This window comes from Telluria sp. ZT3P39, from assembly GCF_059685935.1.
Window position 1 is genome coordinate 15807 of sequence record NZ_JCASIH010000034.1, and the last position, 18381, is coordinate 34187.

General features: G+C 61.4%; 16 protein-coding genes and 2 tRNA genes. 14 read left to right on the forward strand and 4 right to left on the reverse strand.

Going from position 1 to position 18381, the window contains the following annotated elements; translation table 11 throughout:
- Nucleotide 1 precedes the first annotated feature (1 nt).
- The 8 genes from AC56LR_RS20290 (at nt 2) to AC56LR_RS20325 (ending at nt 9377) form a co-directional block, all read left to right on the forward strand.
- The gene (locus AC56LR_RS20290) at nt 2–1606 is read left to right on the forward strand and encodes a DHA2 family efflux MFS transporter permease subunit (RefSeq protein WP_497133092.1); all 1605 of its coding nucleotides are present in this window, start codon (nt 2–4) and stop codon (nt 1604–1606) included.
- 21 nt (nt 1607–1627) lie between these two features.
- The gene (locus tag AC56LR_RS20295) at nt 1628–3061 is read left to right on the forward strand and encodes an efflux transporter outer membrane subunit (RefSeq protein ID WP_497133094.1); all 1434 of its coding nucleotides are present in this window, start codon (nt 1628–1630) and stop codon (nt 3059–3061) included.
- 64 nt (nt 3062–3125) lie between these two features.
- Nucleotides 3126–4826, forward strand: a complete 1701-nt coding sequence (locus AC56LR_RS20300; protein ID WP_497133095.1) for a DUF8614 domain-containing protein — start codon at nt 3126–3128, stop codon at nt 4824–4826.
- Nucleotides 4827–5007: 181 nt separating this feature from the next.
- Nucleotides 5008–6279, forward strand: coding sequence for an MCP four helix bundle domain-containing protein (locus AC56LR_RS20305; protein WP_497133097.1), 1272 nt, complete (start codon nt 5008–5010; stop codon nt 6277–6279).
- A 137-nt stretch (nt 6280–6416) separates the two neighbouring features.
- A complete protein-coding gene (locus AC56LR_RS20310) occupies nt 6417–7115 on the forward strand; it encodes a hypothetical protein (protein WP_497133099.1) in 699 nt (232 codons plus the stop codon).
- 131 nt (nt 7116–7246) lie between these two features.
- Complete coding sequence (locus AC56LR_RS20315) at nt 7247–8173, forward strand: BON domain-containing protein (RefSeq protein WP_497133101.1); 927 nt, start codon at nt 7247–7249, stop codon at nt 8171–8173.
- 139 nt (nt 8174–8312) lie between these two features.
- Complete coding sequence (locus tag AC56LR_RS20320; protein WP_497133103.1) at nt 8313–9128, forward strand: HDOD domain-containing protein; 816 nt, start codon at nt 8313–8315, stop codon at nt 9126–9128.
- A 75-nt stretch (nt 9129–9203) separates the two neighbouring features.
- Nucleotides 9204–9377, forward strand: coding sequence for a hypothetical protein (locus AC56LR_RS20325; protein WP_497133105.1), 174 nt, complete (start codon nt 9204–9206; stop codon nt 9375–9377).
- A 1-nt stretch (nt 9378) separates the two neighbouring features.
- On the opposite strand, the gene AC56LR_RS20330 is transcribed toward AC56LR_RS20325, so the two are convergent.
- From AC56LR_RS20330 to AC56LR_RS20340, 3 genes are all read right to left on the reverse strand, one after another.
- Nucleotides 9379–9972 (reverse strand): IMPACT family protein, encoded by a 594-nt coding sequence (locus AC56LR_RS20330; RefSeq protein WP_497133107.1) that lies wholly within the window; start codon nt 9970–9972, stop codon nt 9379–9381.
- Between the two features lie 99 nt (nt 9973–10071).
- Nucleotides 10072–10147 (reverse strand) — tRNA-Lys (locus AC56LR_RS20335).
- 93 nt (nt 10148–10240) lie between these two features.
- Nucleotides 10241–10756 (reverse strand): hypothetical protein, encoded by a 516-nt coding sequence (locus AC56LR_RS20340; protein WP_497133108.1) that lies wholly within the window; start codon nt 10754–10756, stop codon nt 10241–10243.
- A 198-nt stretch (nt 10757–10954) separates the two neighbouring features.
- Here AC56LR_RS20340 and AC56LR_RS20345 point away from each other — a divergent pair, with 198 nt between their 5' ends.
- From AC56LR_RS20345 to AC56LR_RS20370, 6 genes are all read left to right on the forward strand, one after another.
- Nucleotides 10955–13813, forward strand: coding sequence for a type VI secretion system Vgr family protein (locus AC56LR_RS20345; RefSeq protein ID WP_497133110.1), 2859 nt, complete (start codon nt 10955–10957; stop codon nt 13811–13813).
- A 27-nt stretch (nt 13814–13840) separates the two neighbouring features.
- The gene (locus tag AC56LR_RS20350; RefSeq protein WP_497133119.1) at nt 13841–14698 is read left to right on the forward strand and encodes a DUF4123 domain-containing protein; all 858 of its coding nucleotides are present in this window, start codon (nt 13841–13843) and stop codon (nt 14696–14698) included.
- 2 nt (nt 14699–14700) lie between these two features.
- Entirely contained in the window at nt 14701–15183 is a 483-nt protein-coding gene (locus AC56LR_RS20355; protein ID WP_497133112.1) for a hypothetical protein, read from the forward strand.
- The gene (locus tag AC56LR_RS20360; RefSeq protein WP_497133113.1) at nt 15173–16399 is read left to right on the forward strand and encodes a T6SS phospholipase effector Tle1-like catalytic domain-containing protein; all 1227 of its coding nucleotides are present in this window, start codon (nt 15173–15175) and stop codon (nt 16397–16399) included. Before AC56LR_RS20355 ends, AC56LR_RS20360 begins: the two co-directional genes overlap by 11 nt.
- A 6-nt stretch (nt 16400–16405) precedes the next feature.
- Entirely contained in the window at nt 16406–17143 is a 738-nt protein-coding gene (locus AC56LR_RS20365) for a hypothetical protein (RefSeq protein ID WP_497133115.1), read from the forward strand.
- 522 nt (nt 17144–17665) lie between these two features.
- A complete protein-coding gene (locus AC56LR_RS20370; protein WP_497133117.1) occupies nt 17666–18061 on the forward strand; it encodes a GYD domain-containing protein in 396 nt (131 codons plus the stop codon).
- Between the two features lie 71 nt (nt 18062–18132).
- Here the strand turns inward: AC56LR_RS20370 and AC56LR_RS20375 are convergent.
- Nucleotides 18133–18208, reverse strand: a tRNA-Lys gene (locus AC56LR_RS20375).
- Nucleotides 18209–18381 lie beyond the last annotated feature (173 nt).

The following is an 18381-nucleotide window of genomic DNA, read 5'->3' on the forward strand; positions in this document are numbered from 1 at the left end:
CATGAGCAGCCTGACCAAGGACGCCCACGCGGGCGTCATGCCCGGCGCCCCCGCCAACGGCGCCCGCGTCGACCTGCGCACCTGGATCGCGGTGGCCGCCGGCATGCTGGGCGCCTTCATGGCCGTCCTCGACATCCAGATCACCAACTCCTCGCTGCGCGACATCCTCGGCACGCTCAATGCGACGCAGGAAGAGGGCTCGTGGATCTCGACCGCCTACCTGTGCGCCGAGATCGTCGTGATCCCGATGACCGCACTGTTCACGCGGGCTTTCGGTGTGCGGGTCTACATGATCGGCACCACATCGCTGTTCCTGGTGTTCTCGACCCTGTGCGGCGCGGCCTGGAACCTCGAGAGCATGATCGTGTTCCGCATGCTGCAGGGCTTTACCGGCGGCGCCCTGATCCCGATGGCGATGACGCTGGTGATGACCCGCCTGCCGGCCTCCAGGCGCGCGGCCGGCATGGCCATCTTCGGCCTCACCGCCACGCTGGCGCCGGCCATGGGCCCGACCCTGGGCGGCTACCTGTCGGAGCTGTATGGCTGGCCCTCGATCTTCTACATCAACTGGGTGCCCGGAGTGCTGCTCATCGCCGGCATGGTCTACGGGCTGAATCCGGAGAAGCCGAACGTCAGGACCTTGCTGAACGCCGACTGGCTCGGCATCAGCCTGATGGCGATGGGCCTGGCCTGCCTGACGATCTTCCTGGAAGAGGGCAATTCGAAAGACTGGTTCGAGTCCTCCTTTATCATCACCTTCGCTTCGCTGTCGCTGGTGGGTATCCTGGGCTGGATCGCCCTGAGCGTGACCCGGCCGGACCCCTTCGTGAACCTGCGCCTTTATGGCCAGCGCAATTTTCTGGTAGCGACCGTGCTGTCGGCGGTGACCGGCATGGGCCTGTATGGCTCGTCCTTCCTGCTGCCGCTCTACCTGGGCCAGATCGCCGGCTATACGCCGATGCAGATCGGCGAAGTGATCGCCTGGGTCGGCCTGCCGCAATTGCTGGTGATGCCGTTCGCGGCGGCGCTGTCCTCGAAAGTGGACAACCGCATCCTGTGCTCGTTTGGTTTGCTGCTGTTCGGCGGCTCCTGCCTGATGAACGCCTTCATGGACGCCGGCACCGGCTACGACCAGCTGATGGTCACGCAGGTCGTGCGCGCGATCGGCCAGCCCTTCGTGATGCTGACCCTGTCGAACTTCGCGATGGCCGGCATCGCCCCGAAAGACATGCCCTCGGCCTCGAGCCTGTTCAACATGACGCGCAACCTCGGCGGCTCGATCGGCATCGCGCTGCTGGCCACGGCCCTGAGCACGCGCGAGCACTTCCACTCGGCGCGCCTGGGCGAAGCGGTATCGAACTATTCACTGGCGACCCAGCAGCGCCTGGAAGGCCTGACCCAGGGCTTCATCGCCGGCGGCATGGATCCTGCCACGGCCGCCAACCAGGCCCTGGCCGTGATCGACCGCATCGTGCGGCGCGAGTCCTATGTGATGGCCTATAACGACGGCTTCTGGATCATCGGCATGGTGCTGATCGGCTGCATCGCCGCGATCTGGATGGCCGACAAGGTGAAGTCGCCGGGCGGCGCTTCTAGCGCGCACTGATAACGAAACGAGAGAACAGACATGGTCAAACAATGTGCATTGGTGTCCCTGCTCGCCGCGGCGCTGGCCGGCTGCGCCACCGTCGGTCCGGAATTCACGGAGCCGGCCGGCAGCACGGCTCCTGCCTTCCGCCACGCCGCGGCGACGAGCGAGGCCGCACGCCTGCCGGCGGCCTGGTGGACCGTGTTCGGCGACGCCACCCTCGATAGCCTCGAACAGCGCGCGCTGCGCGACAACCCGGGCGTGAAGGCCGCCGCGCAGCGCCTGCTGCAGGCGCAGGCCCAGCTGGGCGTAGTGCGCGCGGGCCAGGCGCCCAACGTGGCGCTGGGCGCGGGCGTATCGAACGCGCGCACCTCGTCGGAAACCTCGCAGGGCATCGCGCTGGGCGGGCGTTCGATCGAAGGCAACAACTTCAGTATCGGCGCTTCGCTCTCGTATGAACTCGACCTGTGGGGCCGCGTGCGGCGCGTGGTCGAAGCGGCCGATGCGCAGGCGCTGGCGGCGCAGGATGACCGCGATGGCGTGATCCTGCTTCTGTCCGGCCAGGTGGCGGCATCCTACTGGCAGCTGCGTGGGCTGGACACCGACATGGCGATCCTGCGCGAGGCGCTGGCGGCGCGGCAGGAAGCCCAGCAACTGGTGGAAGCGCGCTTCAGGGCTGGGCTGTCGAACGAGCTGGATGTCTCGCGCGCCCGTATCGAACGCGCCAATGCCGAAGCCGACCTGCATGAAGCGCAGCGCCAGCGCAACGCGGTGGAGCATCTACTTGCGACCCTGGTGGGCGCCTCGCCCAGCGCGCCGCTGCTCGCCGGCGCCAACGGCGCCGCGCTGCCGCTGCCCCCAGCCATTCCTGCCGGCCTGCCGGCCAGCCTGCTGAAGCGGCGTCCCGACCTTGCGGCCAGCGTGGCGCAACTGCGGGCGGCGAACGCCCAGGTCGGCGTGGCGGAAGGGGCTTTTTACCCGTCGCTGTCGCTGACCTCGAACTTCGGCTTCGCGTCCGAACACCTGCGCGACCTGGCCAGCGGCGGTGCGCGCCAGTTCTCGTTCGGGCCGCTGGCCCTGTCGCTGCCCGTGTTCGATGGCGGGCGCAATCGCGCCAACCTGGCGCTGTCGAAGGCACGCTACGACGAGGCCGTGGCCAACCACGCCACGCGCCTGCTGACGGCGCTGCGCGAAGTGGAAGACGCGCTGTCGGACGTACAGCAACGCCGGCAGCAGGGCGAGGTGCAGGCCCAATCGCAGCAGGCCGCGGCGCGCGCGCTGCTGGTGGCCAAGGCGCGCTACGAGCGTGGCGTGTCGACCTATCTCGACGTGACCGAGGCGCAGCGCAATGCGCTGGCGGCTGACCGGGCGGCGGCGCAGATTCGCACCCAGCGCCTGCTGGCGACGGTGGCCGTGGCGCGCGCGCTGGGCGGCGGGTGGGAGCAGGGGCCGGCGCTGGCCACCGTGCGTTGAGTGCAGTACCGGGTCTCCCCAGGATTACAATATGACGTTGTCATCCCTAAAATGTTGAGACCCCATGAAGAACATCCTCGCTCCTCTCATGCTGTTCGCGGCCATCGGCGCCGCGCAGGCCGAACCGGCTGACGTCACCCAGCTCAAGGCCATGGCCAAGCGCTTCGCCCCTGTCGAGCTGCGCGCCGATACCAGGGCGCTGTCGAAAGGCGACCGCGCCGCCATCGTCAAGCTGATCGAAGCCGCCAGGATCATCGATACCCTGCAATTGCGCCAGCGCTGGTCCGGCAACGAAGCCCTGTGGGCCGCCCTGCAAAAAGACAGCACGGAACTCGGCCGTGCGCGCCAGAACGCGTTCTGGCTGAACAAGGGCCCGTGGTCCGGTCTCGACGACAACCAGTCCTTCATGCCCGCGGAGTACGCCGGCATCAAGATCCCTGCGAAAAAGCCCGCAGGCGCCAACTTCTACCCGGAGACCGCTTCCAAGGCCGCGCTGGAAAGCTGGATGAACGCGCTGCCGGCCGCGCAGAAATCCGAGGCGCAGTGGTTCTTCACCGTGATCCGCACCGGCCCGGACGGCAAGTTCAAGACCGTTAAATACTCGGACGAATACCGCGCCGACCTGGAAAAGCTGGCCAGGCTGCTGCGCGAGGCCGCTGCCTCCACCGACAACGCTTCGCTCAAGAAATTCCTGAGCTTGCGGGCCGACGCATTCCTCTCCAACGACTACCTGGCCTCGGACTTCGCCTGGATGGACCTCGATTCGCCGGTCGACATCACCATCGGCCCCTACGAGACCTATAACGACGAGCTGTTCGGCTACAAGGCCGCCTTCGAGGCTTATGTCAGCATCCGCGACCAGAAGGAAACCCAGAAGCTGGACTTCTTCGGCAAGCACCTGCAGGAGCTGGAAAACAACCTGCCGGTCGACAAGCAGTACCGCAACCCGAAGGTCGGCGCGATCGCCCCGATGGTGGTGGTCAACCAGGTGTATGGCGCCGGCGACGGCAACATGGGCGTGCAGACCGCCGCCTACAACCTGCCGAACGACGAGCGCGTGATCCGCGAGCGCGGCTCCAAGCGTGTGATGCTCAAGAACGTGCAGGAAGCGAAATTCAAGTCGACGCTGACGCCGATCTCGAAGCTGGTGCTGCGCCCCGCCGACCAGAAGGACCTCGATTTCGATTCCTTCTTCACCCACATCCTCGCGCACGAGATCATGCACGGCCTCGGCCCGCATCACACCAAACAGGACGGCAAGGAATCGACCCCGCGCCAGGACCTGAAGGACACCTATTCGACCATCGAGGAAGCCAAGGCCGACATTACCGGCCTGTGGGCACTGGGCTACATGATGGACAAGGGCCTGCTCAAGGACGGGCTGGGGCAGGGGGCGGTAGCCGAGCGCAAGCTGTACAACACCTTCCTGGCCTCGAGCTTCCGCACCCTGCATTTCGGCCTGACCTCCTCCCATGCGCGCGGCATGGCGATCCAGGTGAACTACCTGCTCGACAAGGGCGCTTTCGTGGCCAACGGCGACGGCACGTTCTCGGTGGACTTCAAGAAGATCAAACAGGCCGTGATGGACCTCGACCGCGAGTTCCTGACCATCGAAGCCACCGGCGACTATGCGCGCGCGAAGGCGATGATGGACAAGTACGTCGTCATCCGTCCGGAAGTGCAGAAGGCGCTCGATCGCCTGAAGCCGACGGTGCCGAACGATATCCGCCCGGCCTTCGTCACTGCCGCTGGGCTCGCAAAGTAAGGGCTTGTGGTCTTTCTGGCAGTATTGTTGGACGCTACGCAACAGTACTGCCGGATTTACCCCACTTGGTGTGGCCGTCCAAACAATTGGTACATACGCCATGATATAGTCGGGATATTGCTGCTGGGAAATTATTGGCGCCTGTGCGCGCCGGTCCCGGTAGTCGACCTCGAGTATGGACATGACAAACAAGCCCCTGACCATCGGCGCTCGCCTGGCTCTCGGCTACGGCGCCTTTTTCCTCCTGATGATCGTCCTGTCGATGCTGGCCGCCGGCCGCGTCGCGGACATCGACCGCGCCCTCAACCACATCAACGACGTTACCAGCGTCAAGCAGCGCTACGCAGTGAACCTGCGCGCCAGCGTGCGCGACCGGGCGATCGCGCTGCGCGACGTGGTCCTGGCAGCCGATGCGGCCCGCGCCGCCGCGCCGATCGGCCTGATCAAGACGCTGGACGATAACTACGCCCGCTCGGCTTCGCCGATGGATGCGCTGTTCCATGAGCTGCCGGACGTCCTGCCCGCCGAAAAAGACGCGCTGGCGGCCATCAAGGAACAGGAGCGCCGCACCCGGCCGCTGATCGACCGCGTGGTGGCGCTGCACGCCGCCGGACAGGTGGCGGACGCACAGGCCCTGCTGTCGCAGCAGGCGGCGCCGGCTTTCGTCGACTGGCTTGCCAGCATCAACGGCTTCATCGCGCTGCAGGAAAAGCTGCATAACGAGGATGCTGCCGGCGCGCGCCGCCTGGCGTCCGGGTTCTCCGGCTGGATGCTGCTGCTGTTCCTGTGTGCGATCGTGACCGGCGCCTTCAGTGCCTGGTATATCGCGCGCGGCCTGCAGCGCCTGTTCGACCGCGCTGCCTCCCCGGCGCGCTGGACCGATGCAGCGGGCCAACCGGCGGCGCAGCTGGCCCAGGCGATGGCGGCGATCAATGCTTCTTCGAAAAAGATCGTCGACATCATCGGCGTGGCCGATGCCCTGGCTTTCCAGGCCACCATCCTGGCCCTGAACGCCGCGGTCGAAGCAGCCCGTGGGGACGGCCGCGGCCGGATTTCCCCGATTGCGGCAACCGAAGTGCGCGAGCTTGCCCAGCGCTCGGCGGCGGCGGCCAGGGACGTCCGGGAACTGATCGGCAGTTCGGTCGAGCGCGTCGAGGCAGGCGCCCGGCTGGTCGATGAAGCCCGCTCGAGGATGGACGACATCGTCGCCTCGTCGCGCCGCGTAAGCGAGCTGATGGGCGACATTGGCGTGGGCCCCGGACCTGGCACGCACGCCGGCCAGGCCGACGGCGCCGTCGGGCAAATGAACGACACCATCTCCCAGAACGTGGTGCTGGTGCGGCAGGCCGCAGCCGCCGCGACCGCGCTCGAGGCAGAGGCCGAGCGCCTGGCGCAGGCGGTGAACGGGTTCCGCGGCGACAGGACCGAACGGCCCGAACCCGCCACGTTGTGAGCAGCAATGTTTGAACGATAAGGGCTGCTCCGGCAGCCCTTATCCTTTTGGACACAGCGCAATATATACCTCCGAGCAGGGCTTAACCTGAGACTAGAATTGCCGTTAGGCACTTTATAGTCTCCGGGAGAATCATCATGTCCAAGCCGCTGCTGCTCGCCGTCCTGCTGGCCGCCTCCACCCTTGCGCCACCGCTTCAGGCCGCCGAGCTGACCGTGCTGGAACACCGCTGGCTCAACGCCGCCGGCCCGGTGCTGGCCTATGCCCAACAAATGAAACTGCCGCTCGACATCACTGTCCAGCCGCGCCCGCGCGTCGGCGACGTGCCGCTGGCGATGGGCTTCGACAAGGGGCGCTGCAAGCTCGTCCTGTCGCTGCGTAACAACCCGGATGCCGAGACCGTGCTGGCCGGGGTGCCGGAAGCCGGGCAGGGCGCCCTGATCGAAGCGATGGCCGCGCACGAGATCGCGCACTGCTGGCGCTATGCGCAAGGAGCCTGGCATGCATTGCCGGCCGGCTTCGAGGAAGTGGGCGAGGAAACGGCGTCCGACCTGTCGCTGCTGCAGGCCGCGAAGGCGATGCGCGAAACCCGCCGCGAAGAAGGCTATGCCGACCTGGTCGCCCTGGCCTGGACCCGGCGCAACAACCCCGGCGACTATGCGCGGGTCTACCGCTGGCTGGCCGGCGTGCGCGACCGGGTGTCGGTGCCGGGCAGCGGCCACGATACCCGTGCCTGGGTGCGGCTGGCGGAAAACGGCGCCCGTTTCGGCGCCGCCGCCGCACCCTTCGACGATGCCGGCGGCCTGTGGCGCGAAGGCTTGCTCGAGACTGAATAATGACCGGCGCCAGTGCGGGCGCAACAGGAAGTGATGTTTTATCGACAAGTGTACGTTGTCGCACAGATGGTGTCGGGTGGGGGGCGTTTAATGAGTGCTGTCACAACAAACCGAACATAAAGGGACACATCATGAACAAACTCCTCGCCGCCCTGCTGGCAACCGCCGCCGGCGCCACGATCGCCGCAGCTCCTGCTTTCGCCAAGCCAAACGACAATGCGGCTTACCGCAAAGCGATGCAGAAAGTGGAAGCCGACCACAAGGCAGCCAAACAGAAGTGCGACGCGCTCAAGGATGAAGACGTCTGCGAAGAGCAGGCCGACGTGATGCGCGCCCGCGCCGAGCTCGCTGCCGTCACCAAGCACGCCAACACCACGGACAACCGCGACGCCGCCCGCCGCAAGCTGGCCGAGGCCGAGTACGAACTGGCCGAAGAAAAATGCGACACCATGAAAGGCGACGCGAAAGACAGCTGCATGAGCACCGCCAAGTCGGCGCGTACCGCAGCCCTGGCCGACACCAAAGCCGGCCGCGATACCGCCATGGGCCGTAGCGCCACCGGCGCCACCGCCGCCGCAGCCGGCGCCAGGGCCGACCACGATGGCGGCCTGATCGCCAGCACCGACACCAGGGATCCGGTGAAGGCCGCCGCTGTCGAGAAATGCGAAAAGCAGGGCAGCAAGACCGCCTGCGTCGTTGAAAACGACAGCCGCAAAGTTGCTGCCTCGGCCGAGCACGCCGGCGACAAGACGCACATGGCAGCTGAACATGCCGGCGACCGTACCGAAGCGGCCGCAGCCACCGCCGCCGCCAAGACCGAGCGCGCAGGCGAACGCGGTGTAGCGAACGTGTCGGACGCCATGATCACCACCAAGGTCAAGGCCGGCCTGGTCAAGGCGCCGAACACCAGCGCCCTGGCGATCAAGGTCGAGACCGAAAAAGGCGTCGTCATGCTGAGCGGCTTTGCCGAGTCGAAAGCCGAAGCCGAGCGCGCAGAACAAGTCGCCAAGAGCGTCGAAGGCGTGACCCGCGTCAAGAACTCGATCAAGGTCAAGTAATCAACCACGCGGGCCGGCTTCGGCCCGCCCGCCGCTACCCGCAATACCGCAGCCCGGACCTTCGCGTCCGGGCTTTTTCGTTGGTGCGGCGCCACGGAGAACGGCCGGACCCGTCTGATACCGGGGGTATAATGCCGGCGTGAACAAACTCGAAGCTTTCGGCTACATTGCCGCCCAGGCCGCGCGTGGGGAAATCACCTTTCCCACCAGCGTGAATGCCGTGCTGCGCCTGCAGCTCGCCCTGGAAGATCCCGATTGCCATGTGGAAGATGCGATCCGGCTGGTGCTATCCGAGCCGCAACTGGCAGCCCGTACCGTGGCCCTGGCCAATACCGCCGCCTTCGGCGCCGGCGGCGTGCAGGTGACCAATGTGCGCGCGGCCGTGCTGCGCATCGGCTACCGCCGCCTGCGCGGACTGGTGGCCGCCCTGATGGTGCGCCAGTTCGGCCACCGCATCGCCGACCCGCTGCTGCGCGCCAAGGCCGAACAGCTATGGACCCACACTGCCCAGGTCGCGGCGCTGGCCCAGGTGCTGGCGCGGCGCGTCACCCATGTCGATCCCGATACCGCGCTGTTCGCCGGCATCGTGCATGAAGTCGGCGGCTTTTACCTGCTGTCGCGCGCCGACGAATTTCCCGGCCTGCTGGAGGACGATCCCGAGAACTGGGGCGCGCTGTGCGAGGACGTGGTCAGCGCCGAAGTCATCCGCAAGCTGGCGATCCCGGCCGACGTCGCGCAGGCCATTGCCGCGCTGCGCGACGGCGTGCTGAATCGCGAACCGCATACGCTGCTCGACACGCTGTTGCTGGCGAACCGATATGCAGAGCTGGCTTCGCCCCTGGGCAGCCAGCCGGACAGCAGCGACGGCGGTCTCCTCGACGCCGCCGCGCTGCAGACCCTGCGCGACGAAGCCTTTGACACGGCCAAGGCGCTGGGCGACGCCACCCTGGTCTGAGTTTCCGTCTTATTCCCAACCGATGATGCCGGCTCGCCCGGCCTACGTGCCAACTTCGGTTTCGAGACCTATTTCGTGGCCGATGCCACCGCCACCTTCGAGCGCACCGGGCCGGACGGCCGCCATTTCACGGCCGAACAGATGCACGATACGGCCCTGGCCAGTCTCCACGGCGAATTTGCGACAGTGGTCTGGACCGAGGCCGTGCCGGCTGCGGCCCACCGCGGCGACGCATACGAGGGGAGATGAACTAGTCCTCGAGGCGCGGCCACTTGACGCGGCCGTGGCCGGCATTGTCGAGGCGCAGGCACAGCGCGCCGGCATCCTGGACCGGCAGGCTGAAATCGAACATCACCTCGTCGCCGTGCGCCACCGCGTCGAGAGTGGCGCCCGCCGCCTCGAGCTCCCGGCGCACCATGCCCTCGAACGCATAGGGCGCCGTGCAGCGCAAGGCCTGCAGCTTGATGATCGGCACCTTCTGCGCCTGCAGCAAAGCCTGCGCCACGCTGTCCGTATAAGCGCGCACCAGACCGCCCGCGCCGAGCTTGACGCCGCCAAAATAGCGCACCACGGTGGCCAGCACGCCTTCCAGGTCCTGGTGGCGCAGCACGTCCAGCATCGGTCGGCCCGCCGTGCCGCTGGGCTCGCCATCATCGACCGCCGCGGACTGGCCGCCCGCCAGCAGCGCCCAGCACACATGCGCCGCCCCCGGATGCCGGGCGCGCAGGCCGGCGACCACCTGCTGCGCACCGGCCCGGTCGGGCATCGGCTCGACGCAGGCGATGAAGCGGCTCTTCTTGATGATGAGCTCGAAGTGGACGGGGGCAGCGATGGCGTGGGGCATGAAGATTATCGATGGCGTGCAGCACAGCCAAGCAGTGATCGGCAAGACAAAAACAAAAAAGGCGTCACGATTGCTCATGACGCCTTCATTGCTGAATCTTGGTAGGCCGTGCGGGATTCGAACCTGCGACCAACGGATTAAAAGTCCGCTGCTCTACCAGCTGAGCTAACGACCCAAGGAAGCCAAGATTATAGCGGCGTTTGCGCGAATATCCAAGTGCTTCGTTTCATTGTTGTGAAAATTCGCGTAGTTTGCCTCGGCTTTTCGCTCAGGTCGCGACTTCCTTGTCCTCGGCCTGGACCTCGCGCATCGAGTGCGGTTCGAGTTTTTCCGCTTCCACATTATTGCGGATGAACAGGCCCCAGGTTGCCAGGATAGCGGCAGCGGCAAGGCCGACCGAGGCCGAATGCAGCAGGTATTCCGGCTTGCTGTGCATGAACTGGAACACCCCGATCAGGCATTCGATCGACAGCGACACCACGACCACGATCAGGAAGCGCGACAGGAAACGGCGCACGCGAGTAGGCGAGCTGATGTTGACCGAGCGCTGCACTTCTTCTTCGAGGACCGTCTGACCCAGCTCGAGCGAGGCAACCGCAATCGTCAGCAGGCCAATGCACTCGAGAATGAGTTCGAAGCGGTCGCGGACCTTGACTTCCGAACGGGGATTGAGCGCATCCCAGGTTTCCACCCCTGCCAGGACGATCAGGCCCAGGCCGCAGATGAAGAACAGGCCGACGATCAGCATATAGCCGACAAGAAAAATGTTCTGGATATATTTCACGTCCCACACCGGTAGATTGAATTGCAATAATTGTAACGTCATCCCGTTGGCTACCGCGTTCTCCAGGCCATGCAGCCGCCGCGATGCGGCAAGAGAATGACACGGCGCAAGAATTGCAATTAAGCCTGCTTATATCGTGGTGGCTTCGGCTGCCGCCCTGCGCGGCAAGCCCTCTTCGGATATGGAGTTGTCAAGGACATGGGCATTGCGCTGACAGATCAGATTGTCGCCGCGTTGGCGGAATTCAGCAGTGCAAGCCGGCTGTACGAGCTCAGGATTGGTCTGGACGACTCCCGTCTGCTGGTCGAAGCCTTCGTCGCCCAGGATGCCTTGAAGGAGGTGGGAAGGCGCGACGTGATTGCGCTGTCCACCGACGCCTGCTTCGACATCGACATGCTGCTCGGCCGACCCGCGGCGCTGGAAGTGAGCCTGGCCGACGGCACCCGCGAACGGTTTGCCGGCGAGATCTGCGAGGCCGCCATGCTCGGCAGCGATGGCGGCCTCGCCCGCTACCGGGTCCGGATTGCGTCATGGCTATGGCAGCTGGAGCAGGTGCGCAATAGCCGGGTGTGGCAAGACAAGAGCGTGATCGAGATCGTCGACGCCGTGTTCGACGCCTACCTGCCATCCGCGCGCTGGCGCTGGAGCGACGATACGGCATCCTTCATGTCGGATACGGCGCCGCGCAGCTATTGCTGCCAGTACCGGGAGTCCGACCTGGCCTTCGTACAACGGTTGCTGGCTGAAGAAGGCCTGTGCTGGCGTATCGAGCAGACCGTGGACGGCCCAGGCCTGGTGCTGTTCGCCGACAGCAGCCGGCTGGGCGCCGTACCGAGGGACGCCAGCAGCGCGGCGAAGGCGGGCATTCGCTTTCATGGCGCGCGGGCGGTGGAAGAGTCCGACACCATCCAGGCGCTGTCGGCCCAACGGCGCCTGCATGCATCGCTGACGACGGTACTCAGTGTCGACTACAAGGCCAGGCAGGTGGTCGGCGCCAGTTCTCCATCCCACTACCCCGGCGGCGGCAAGCTGCCGGAGCTCGAATCCTGCGATGTGCCCGGACAGTACGCCTATGCCAACTGGCAGCAGGCGCAGCGCTACGCCGACTTGCAGATGCAGGGGCAGGAAGCACGCGGCCAGCTATGGCAGGGCCGCTCGACGGTGCGCACCCTGCGGGCCGGGACGCGGGTAGAGGTCATCGGCGCGCCGCTGCAGCAGTTGGGTGAATCGGCGTCGTTTACGGTGCTGCGGGTGACGAGCATCGGCGTGAACAACATGCCGCCGGCTGCGCAGCATGCGCTGGCGGAGCTGTTCGGGCCGATTCCGGAGTTGCTGGAGGATGTTGCGCGCGTGGAGGTGTCGTCGGAGCTTGCGCTGGCGATCGGCCAGGCGCGCGAGATGGGCTATGCGAACTGTTTCGAGGCAGTGGCTTCTTCGCTGATCTGGCGGCCGTCGCTGGCAGGCGGCGTCGGACACATGGCGCCGAAGCCCACTGCCTTCGGCGCGCAAAGCGCGATTGTCGTCGGCGCGGACGGCAGCGATCAGCCGAACGGTGCGGACGAGCTGTATTGCGACAGGCTCGGGCGTATTCGGATCCGGTTCCATTGGCAGGACAGTGGGGATGCGACCTGCTGGGTGCGCGTGGCGCAACGTTCAGCGGGTGGCGGCATGGGCCACCATTTCCTGCCGCGGATCGGCCAGGAAGTCCTGGTGCAGTTCCTGGAGGGGGATATCGACCGGCCCTTGGTCGTTGGTGCCTTGTACAACGGGCAGGGGGAGGGTGGTGTCCTGCCTACTCCGGGTGGGCGGCGCGATAGCGAGGCTGACCTGTCCTGTTTCAAAGGCGCTCACGATCACGCGCGCTCGGGGCAGGGGAATATGGCTGGCGGGAATAGCCCGGTGTGGCATGGCGCGTCGGCGGATAGCGGGGGGCATCGGAATGCAGCGGCGCAGTGGGGAATCCGCAGCAAGGAGTTTGGCGGGGGGTATGGGTATTCGCAGTTGTTGTTTGACGATACGGATGGGCAGGGAAGGGTGCAGCTGAGGAGTACGCATGCGGGGAGCGAGTTGAATCTGGGGCATTTGATTCACGCTGCTGATAATTATCGCGGGAGTGTGCGGGGGCTGGGGGCGGAGTTGCGGACGGATGCGTATGGGGCTGTAAGGGCAGGGGCGGGGTTGTTGGTGTCGAGTTGCCAGATTGAACATGGATCGGCGACTCGGGGCCCATTCGGCGAAAACGCTGCTGGGGTGGCCTTGTTGAAGCAAGCGGTGGCCCTGGCAGACGCGTTTAGCTCGGCTGCCAAGACTCATCAAACCGTGGAGCTGGCGGCTCATCTAGGGGCGGCGAAAGCAAATGAGAGTGTGTTGGACACCAAGGCCGCGCCGCTGAAGGCGATGTTGAGTAATTTGTCAGGAATGACCTGTACAAAAGATTTGAACGCCGCACTTGCTGACGCCACTGCGAAAAATACGCAGTCTGGCGATGACAAGATCCCTAGCTCGACGGGCCCAGTGGTCGTGATCTCGGCAATGGAAAGCTTTGCTGCGAGCGCTGGGCCGAGTGTGCAGTTGGCAAATGGTGAAGCCACTGTCCTGATGAGCGGCCAGGACACTCAGCTGGTGACGGGCGCAAAAATGCGGCTTCAAACGCAGCAAGCCATTGGAGTGCTTGGTGGTGCATTGAAGCCGAGTGATGCTGGTATGGGATTGCAACTTATCACGGCTAAGGACGCGGTTGATGTCCAGTCGCAGGCTGATGAGTTAAAGGTAAATGCCAAAAACGAGTTGCAGGTTGTCAGCGCGAACGCTCATGTCGACTTTGCAGCGGTGAAGAAGATCAGCCTCGCTACATCGGACGGAGCAAATATCACGATTGATGGCGGAAATATCATCGTACAGTGTCCCGGAAAAATCACTGTGCATAGCGGGAAGAAAACCTTTGCGCCAAATACTCACTTACGCTACAAGCTTCCCTTTTTGCCGCAGTCTGTCTGTGTCGAATGTCTTGTTAAGCGCGCTTCGCAAAGATCTGCCTTCATTAATAAAGGTACGTAAATGCAGAGTCGGATTCCAGCTGTGAAAATGTTTGAGGCAACCGCCTGTCAGGAGCCCGCCCTCAAATGGTACGCGATCGCCGACAGCGCTCAACATAAGGATTTGCCAGAAGCAATTTTGGCACGCGGGGACAAATTCAGTAACTTATTGCATCTACAAAGCTCGAGTCAAGTGGCGCGCCATAGTCCCTATTTGGTAGAACTTTCCTCACCAGGTTCCTCCGATAGTGCATGGGATTGGATTAATCGACATGGCGCATCAACGCCATGTTTTTCAATAGTCGCAACTTATAAATCATTCGACGAGCTTTATGATCAACTTGTGGCCTGCACACAAGTGACACTCCCGGATGAGGAAACAATGTTCCTTGCCTTTTGGGACGGGGTAATACTAGGCTCTCTTGTCGGGCAAAACGACGATCTCACCCTTCATGTCCCTGGCCCTGTTTTGAGCGTGACGCAACAGCATGTTTTGACATCGGGGATAGCGAAATGGTGGTACTGGGATAGGATAAATGCACTGCGCACAATCGTTATTCGCCCGTGTAACAATATGCATACACCTCACGCACTGGTATTAAGCCAAAAACAAGTCGACGATTTGGTCGAGGCAAGTGTGCCGGATCATGTGTTGTCGTATCTGGTGCTAAACCAATCTAATCTTATTAACGATATTCCTTCTTCAGAACGCTATGATTTCGTTCGAAAGGCTTTAATGACGGCGCGTGATATCGGGCTGACTTCGATGCGCGATCTAGTTGATTTTGTTTGCTTGAAAATCTTTTATAAAGAAAAGTTATTTCAAGAGACTGAAATTATTCAGCTGTTAAATAAGATCAAGGCAGGACAAATAAATTTTCGCGATGCATTGGGGGTTTTCCCTTAATTATGAGTAACTCAAAGATCGGCATGACACGGCGTGGCTTCCTGTATTGTACTGGCATGTCACTTGTTTCGGTTTCTGCTTGCGGAGCAAAACCTGTGCGCATTTTCTTGAATATTTCATTATTTAGCTATCTGAATAGGCCAATTTTTGACGTAGAAATGAATGGGACAGATTTTGTGGCAGCGTTGGCACATTCGTTTTATGGGTCTAATGCCGTCATGGTTGAGCAGCCAATAGTTCTGGGGGCGCAAGTGGTTACATGGCGCCTCGATGGCCCGGAAGGCATGCCAGGAAACGGTACGACGGTTCGAGCGAAGAATGCCCCGCTATTGGACGAAATTCCTCCAAATGTCAAGTGGCTGGCGCTCCATATCTATAGCGACGACACGGTGGAAATTAAACTCAGTAAAGGAACTAAGGCTGAGTTGGAAACAGATCGCGGCAAGAGGATTGTTGCAGGCTGGAGAGCGAAGCATGGCAAATGAAAAGGTTCAGACCCTAATTGCTAAAAATCGCGACGTGCCGGATGAGAGCCCGAAATCTTCTCAAGACTGCCGTGACGTCATCCATATAGCAATTTTTTTTGACGGTACTGGGAACAATGATGAGATTGATCGAGAAAAGAGAAAATGGAGTAACGTTGCACGCCTTTATCACGCGGCGCTTTTGGCAGCACAAGCAGATACGAGTGGCACGCTATACCCCGTTTATATCTCGGGCGTAGGAACAAAATTCAATGGTAGAGCTGCCGATTGGATAGCTGCGACCTCAGCATGGATCGAGGATGGGTTTCCAGGCGCCGGCGCGGGTTCGGGTGGCGACCGGCGTTTGGAGCAAGCAAGTGACATGGTAAACGAACGTCTACGTGAAATATTAATAGCTAACGCAAAAGTACTGGGAGGTTGTGTTGCAGAGTATGCTGAGAAAAATAGTGAAAAGAGCTTCAATGAGCTAAATACTGCACTGTCAAAACACAGGCTTATAAAGATCATCAACCTATCAATCTTTGGGTTTTCGCGTGGTGCGGCGTTAGCTCGAGCTTTCTCCAACCGAGTAATACAATCATGCAAAAAAGATGGTAAAAGCTTGCTATATGACGGGTGTCCAATGCGCATAACCTTCATGGGCGTGTTTGACGCTGTTGCATCATTTGGTGTTCCCGCTCAAAATGCGCGGACACCTTTTAGCGAGCGTGAATTAATCGTTTCTAGTTTGGTTGAGCGCTGCGTGCATTTTGTTGCGGCCCATGAGTTAAGATTTTCATTTCCTGTTGACTTAATTAGAAAAAATGGCGCACTCGCAGGAAATTGGGTGGAGCGAGTTTATCCTGGCGTACATTCCGACATAGGTGGAGGTTATGAACCAATTGAGCAGGGAGTTGATAATAATTATGCAAGAATTCCGATGCTCGACATGATGAAGGAGTCTTTGCTTTGTGGAGTCCGGATTCTCAGTTACGACGACATCAAGAAGCAGTCTGCTTCCCAATTTGCAGAACGTTTTGAGTGTCGGGCCGAAACTGCCGAGTCGTACCGCTCATATATGGCGGCTCTACCAAGTGCAGGTGGACCGGTTGAGGCGCAAATAAAAAATCATCTAAAGGTCTACTATAGTGTAAATGGCGCCATGCATCGGCAAGGATTAAAAAACGTAGGTGACCGGAGCAGAGATGCCAACAGGTTGAAGTATGTTTTTGGATAAAAAGGAATGGCATCCGATATTTCGCTATATCGGTCGATAATCAAAACCGGAAAATTGTTGCGTCTTAGCGAACGCAACATACGAGGACTCGCGCAATACGTCGAGGTCAAGGACTGGCAGATAAATGCTTGGGACACGAATCCGCCGCGAACGGCTGTCGATTTTGTGGCGCGCTATGTACATGACTCCAAGGTGGATTTCATGGGTAATATTGAACCGTTTACTTATTTTCGACCAAGAGGCGTGGAGGAATCAAGTATCAGCGTCTGGGCAGAGGGTGGAAACTGGATTCGAGGGAAAATCAATACCGCTGTGTCAGCAGGGGAAGCCGCGAAAGAAAAGGTTGTTAGTGCCGCTGAGCAGGCTGCAGCATTGGCCAAACAAAGTGCTGAAGCTGCTCAGCGAAAGGCCGTCGAAGCCTCTGACTACGCAAACCGTAAAGCCGACGAAGCAGCGGCTGCTGCAAACAGCGCATATGATACGGCTGCAAGATCAGCTAGAGATGCGGCCGCAGCCGCCAGACAACGGGCTGAAGAGGCAGCGGACTTCGCTAGGCGAAAAGCAAGCGAAGCTGCGGATGCGTCTGCGAAGGCTTATGAAGGGGCGGCAAAAGCTAGTCGTCAAGCTGTCACAAGTACGACGAGGAAAACGGACGAGCTGCGAAGCGATACGAAAAGAATAGTTGAAAACGGAATTCGATGGGCGGAAGGCCAAGTAGATGAGTTACGAGACTTTCTCGATTAGTCGAGTTGCGGCAGAAAACACGATTCTGATGAAAGCGACCTTAACATAATAAATTGATCATGATCGCGAAAACAAAAAAGGCGCTACGATCACTCGTAACGCCTTTTTGGCTACTGCTAAATCCGTGGTAGGCCGTGCGGGATTCGAACCTGCGACCAACGGATTAAAAGTGCAAGTAGCTGTCACGATGGTACGGTTTCTGTTCCACAATTTTATCCGGTTGCCCGAGGTACGGCCCTGCTCTGCGAGGCTCATGGATGAATGACCTCGGATTCACCTGGACCGAGGGGCTTCGGTCGTGACCAGAGATCGACCAGAACCGCTTTTCCAAATGGTAGGGTAGCCAAGCGCAACCCAGTTGGCTGCTCACGCGCGCGCTCGTTGAACCGCCGCGCCCAGCGAACTGTCAAACATCGGTCCACGCAAACCGGCGGCCGGGGAGACACGGCGGCAGCCCTGCACCGCTGGCAGGTGTATGATGCGAATTCTTCCGTCGCGAACGTCATTTTGGAAGGAACTCACATGACCAAGTATCTGATTGAAGCAAGCTATCTCAGCGAGGGGATCAACGGCCTGCTGAAAGAAGGCGGGACGCGGCGGCGCGATGCTGTCGATCAATTATTCCACTCGCTAGGCGGGAAGGTCGAAGCGTTTTATTTCGTGTTCGGCGACAGGGATGTCGTCATCATTGGCGAACTTCCCGACAACGCCACCGCCGCAGCGCTGGCGCTCAGGGTCAATGCCTCCGGCATCACCACGTGCAAGACGACGGTGCTGCTCACACCCCAGGAAATCGATGCGGCCGTCACCAAGACCGTGACCTATCGTCCACCGGGCCATGACATGGCCCCCGAGGTCGCCAACTGGGAAGGCGAGGGCGGGCATCTTGCATCAGGAGCGAAAGGTGGAAATGGATGAACGCGGAGATTGCAGAAACAAAAACGCCAGGCTATGCCTGGCGTTTTTGTTCGCAACTTTACTGAATTCTTTGGTAGGCCGTGCGGGATTCGAACCTGCGACCAACGGATTAAAAGTCCGCTGCTCTACCAGCTGAGCTAACGACCCGAAAGAGGCAGCATTATAGCCGGGCGTTGCGGTTTGCGCTAGTGCCAGCTGAACAACTGTTAGCGCTAAGTAGTAATGTCCCCTCTCCGCTAAATAGAGATGTCCCCTAGGATACGTCCCAGGGGAGGATGGGATAGTGATCGAGATGACGGCCAAGGAAGTACTGCGTAGTC

What these genes read in the sequence shown, in the direction of transcription:
- AC56LR_RS20290 (WP_497133092.1), top strand. Translation starts at nt 2, where the DNA reads ATGAGCAGCCTGACCAAGGACGCCCACGCGGGCGTCATGCCCGGCGCC.
- AC56LR_RS20295 (WP_497133094.1), top strand. Translation starts at nt 1,628, where the DNA reads ATGGTCAAACAATGTGCATTGGTGTCCCTGCTCGCCGCGGCGCTGGCC.
- AC56LR_RS20300 (WP_497133095.1), top strand. Translation starts at nt 3,126, where the DNA reads ATGAAGAACATCCTCGCTCCTCTCATGCTGTTCGCGGCCATCGGCGCC.
- AC56LR_RS20305 (WP_497133097.1), top strand. Translation starts at nt 5,008, where the DNA reads ATGACAAACAAGCCCCTGACCATCGGCGCTCGCCTGGCTCTCGGCTAC.
- AC56LR_RS20310 (WP_497133099.1), top strand. Translation starts at nt 6,417, where the DNA reads ATGTCCAAGCCGCTGCTGCTCGCCGTCCTGCTGGCCGCCTCCACCCTT.
- AC56LR_RS20315 (WP_497133101.1), top strand. Translation starts at nt 7,247, where the DNA reads ATGAACAAACTCCTCGCCGCCCTGCTGGCAACCGCCGCCGGCGCCACG.
- AC56LR_RS20330 (WP_497133107.1), bottom strand. Translation starts at nt 9,972, where the DNA reads ATGCCCCACGCCATCGCTGCCCCCGTCCACTTCGAGCTCATCATCAAG.
- AC56LR_RS20345 (WP_497133110.1), top strand. Translation starts at nt 10,955, where the DNA reads ATGGGCATTGCGCTGACAGATCAGATTGTCGCCGCGTTGGCGGAATTC.
- AC56LR_RS20350 (WP_497133119.1), top strand. Translation starts at nt 13,841, where the DNA reads ATGTTTGAGGCAACCGCCTGTCAGGAGCCCGCCCTCAAATGGTACGCG.
- AC56LR_RS20355 (WP_497133112.1), top strand. Translation starts at nt 14,701, where the DNA reads ATGAGTAACTCAAAGATCGGCATGACACGGCGTGGCTTCCTGTATTGT.
- AC56LR_RS20360 (WP_497133113.1), top strand. Translation starts at nt 15,173, where the DNA reads ATGGCAAATGAAAAGGTTCAGACCCTAATTGCTAAAAATCGCGACGTG.
- AC56LR_RS20365 (WP_497133115.1), top strand. Translation starts at nt 16,406, where the DNA reads ATGGCATCCGATATTTCGCTATATCGGTCGATAATCAAAACCGGAAAA.
- AC56LR_RS20370 (WP_497133117.1), top strand. Translation starts at nt 17,666, where the DNA reads ATGACCAAGTATCTGATTGAAGCAAGCTATCTCAGCGAGGGGATCAAC.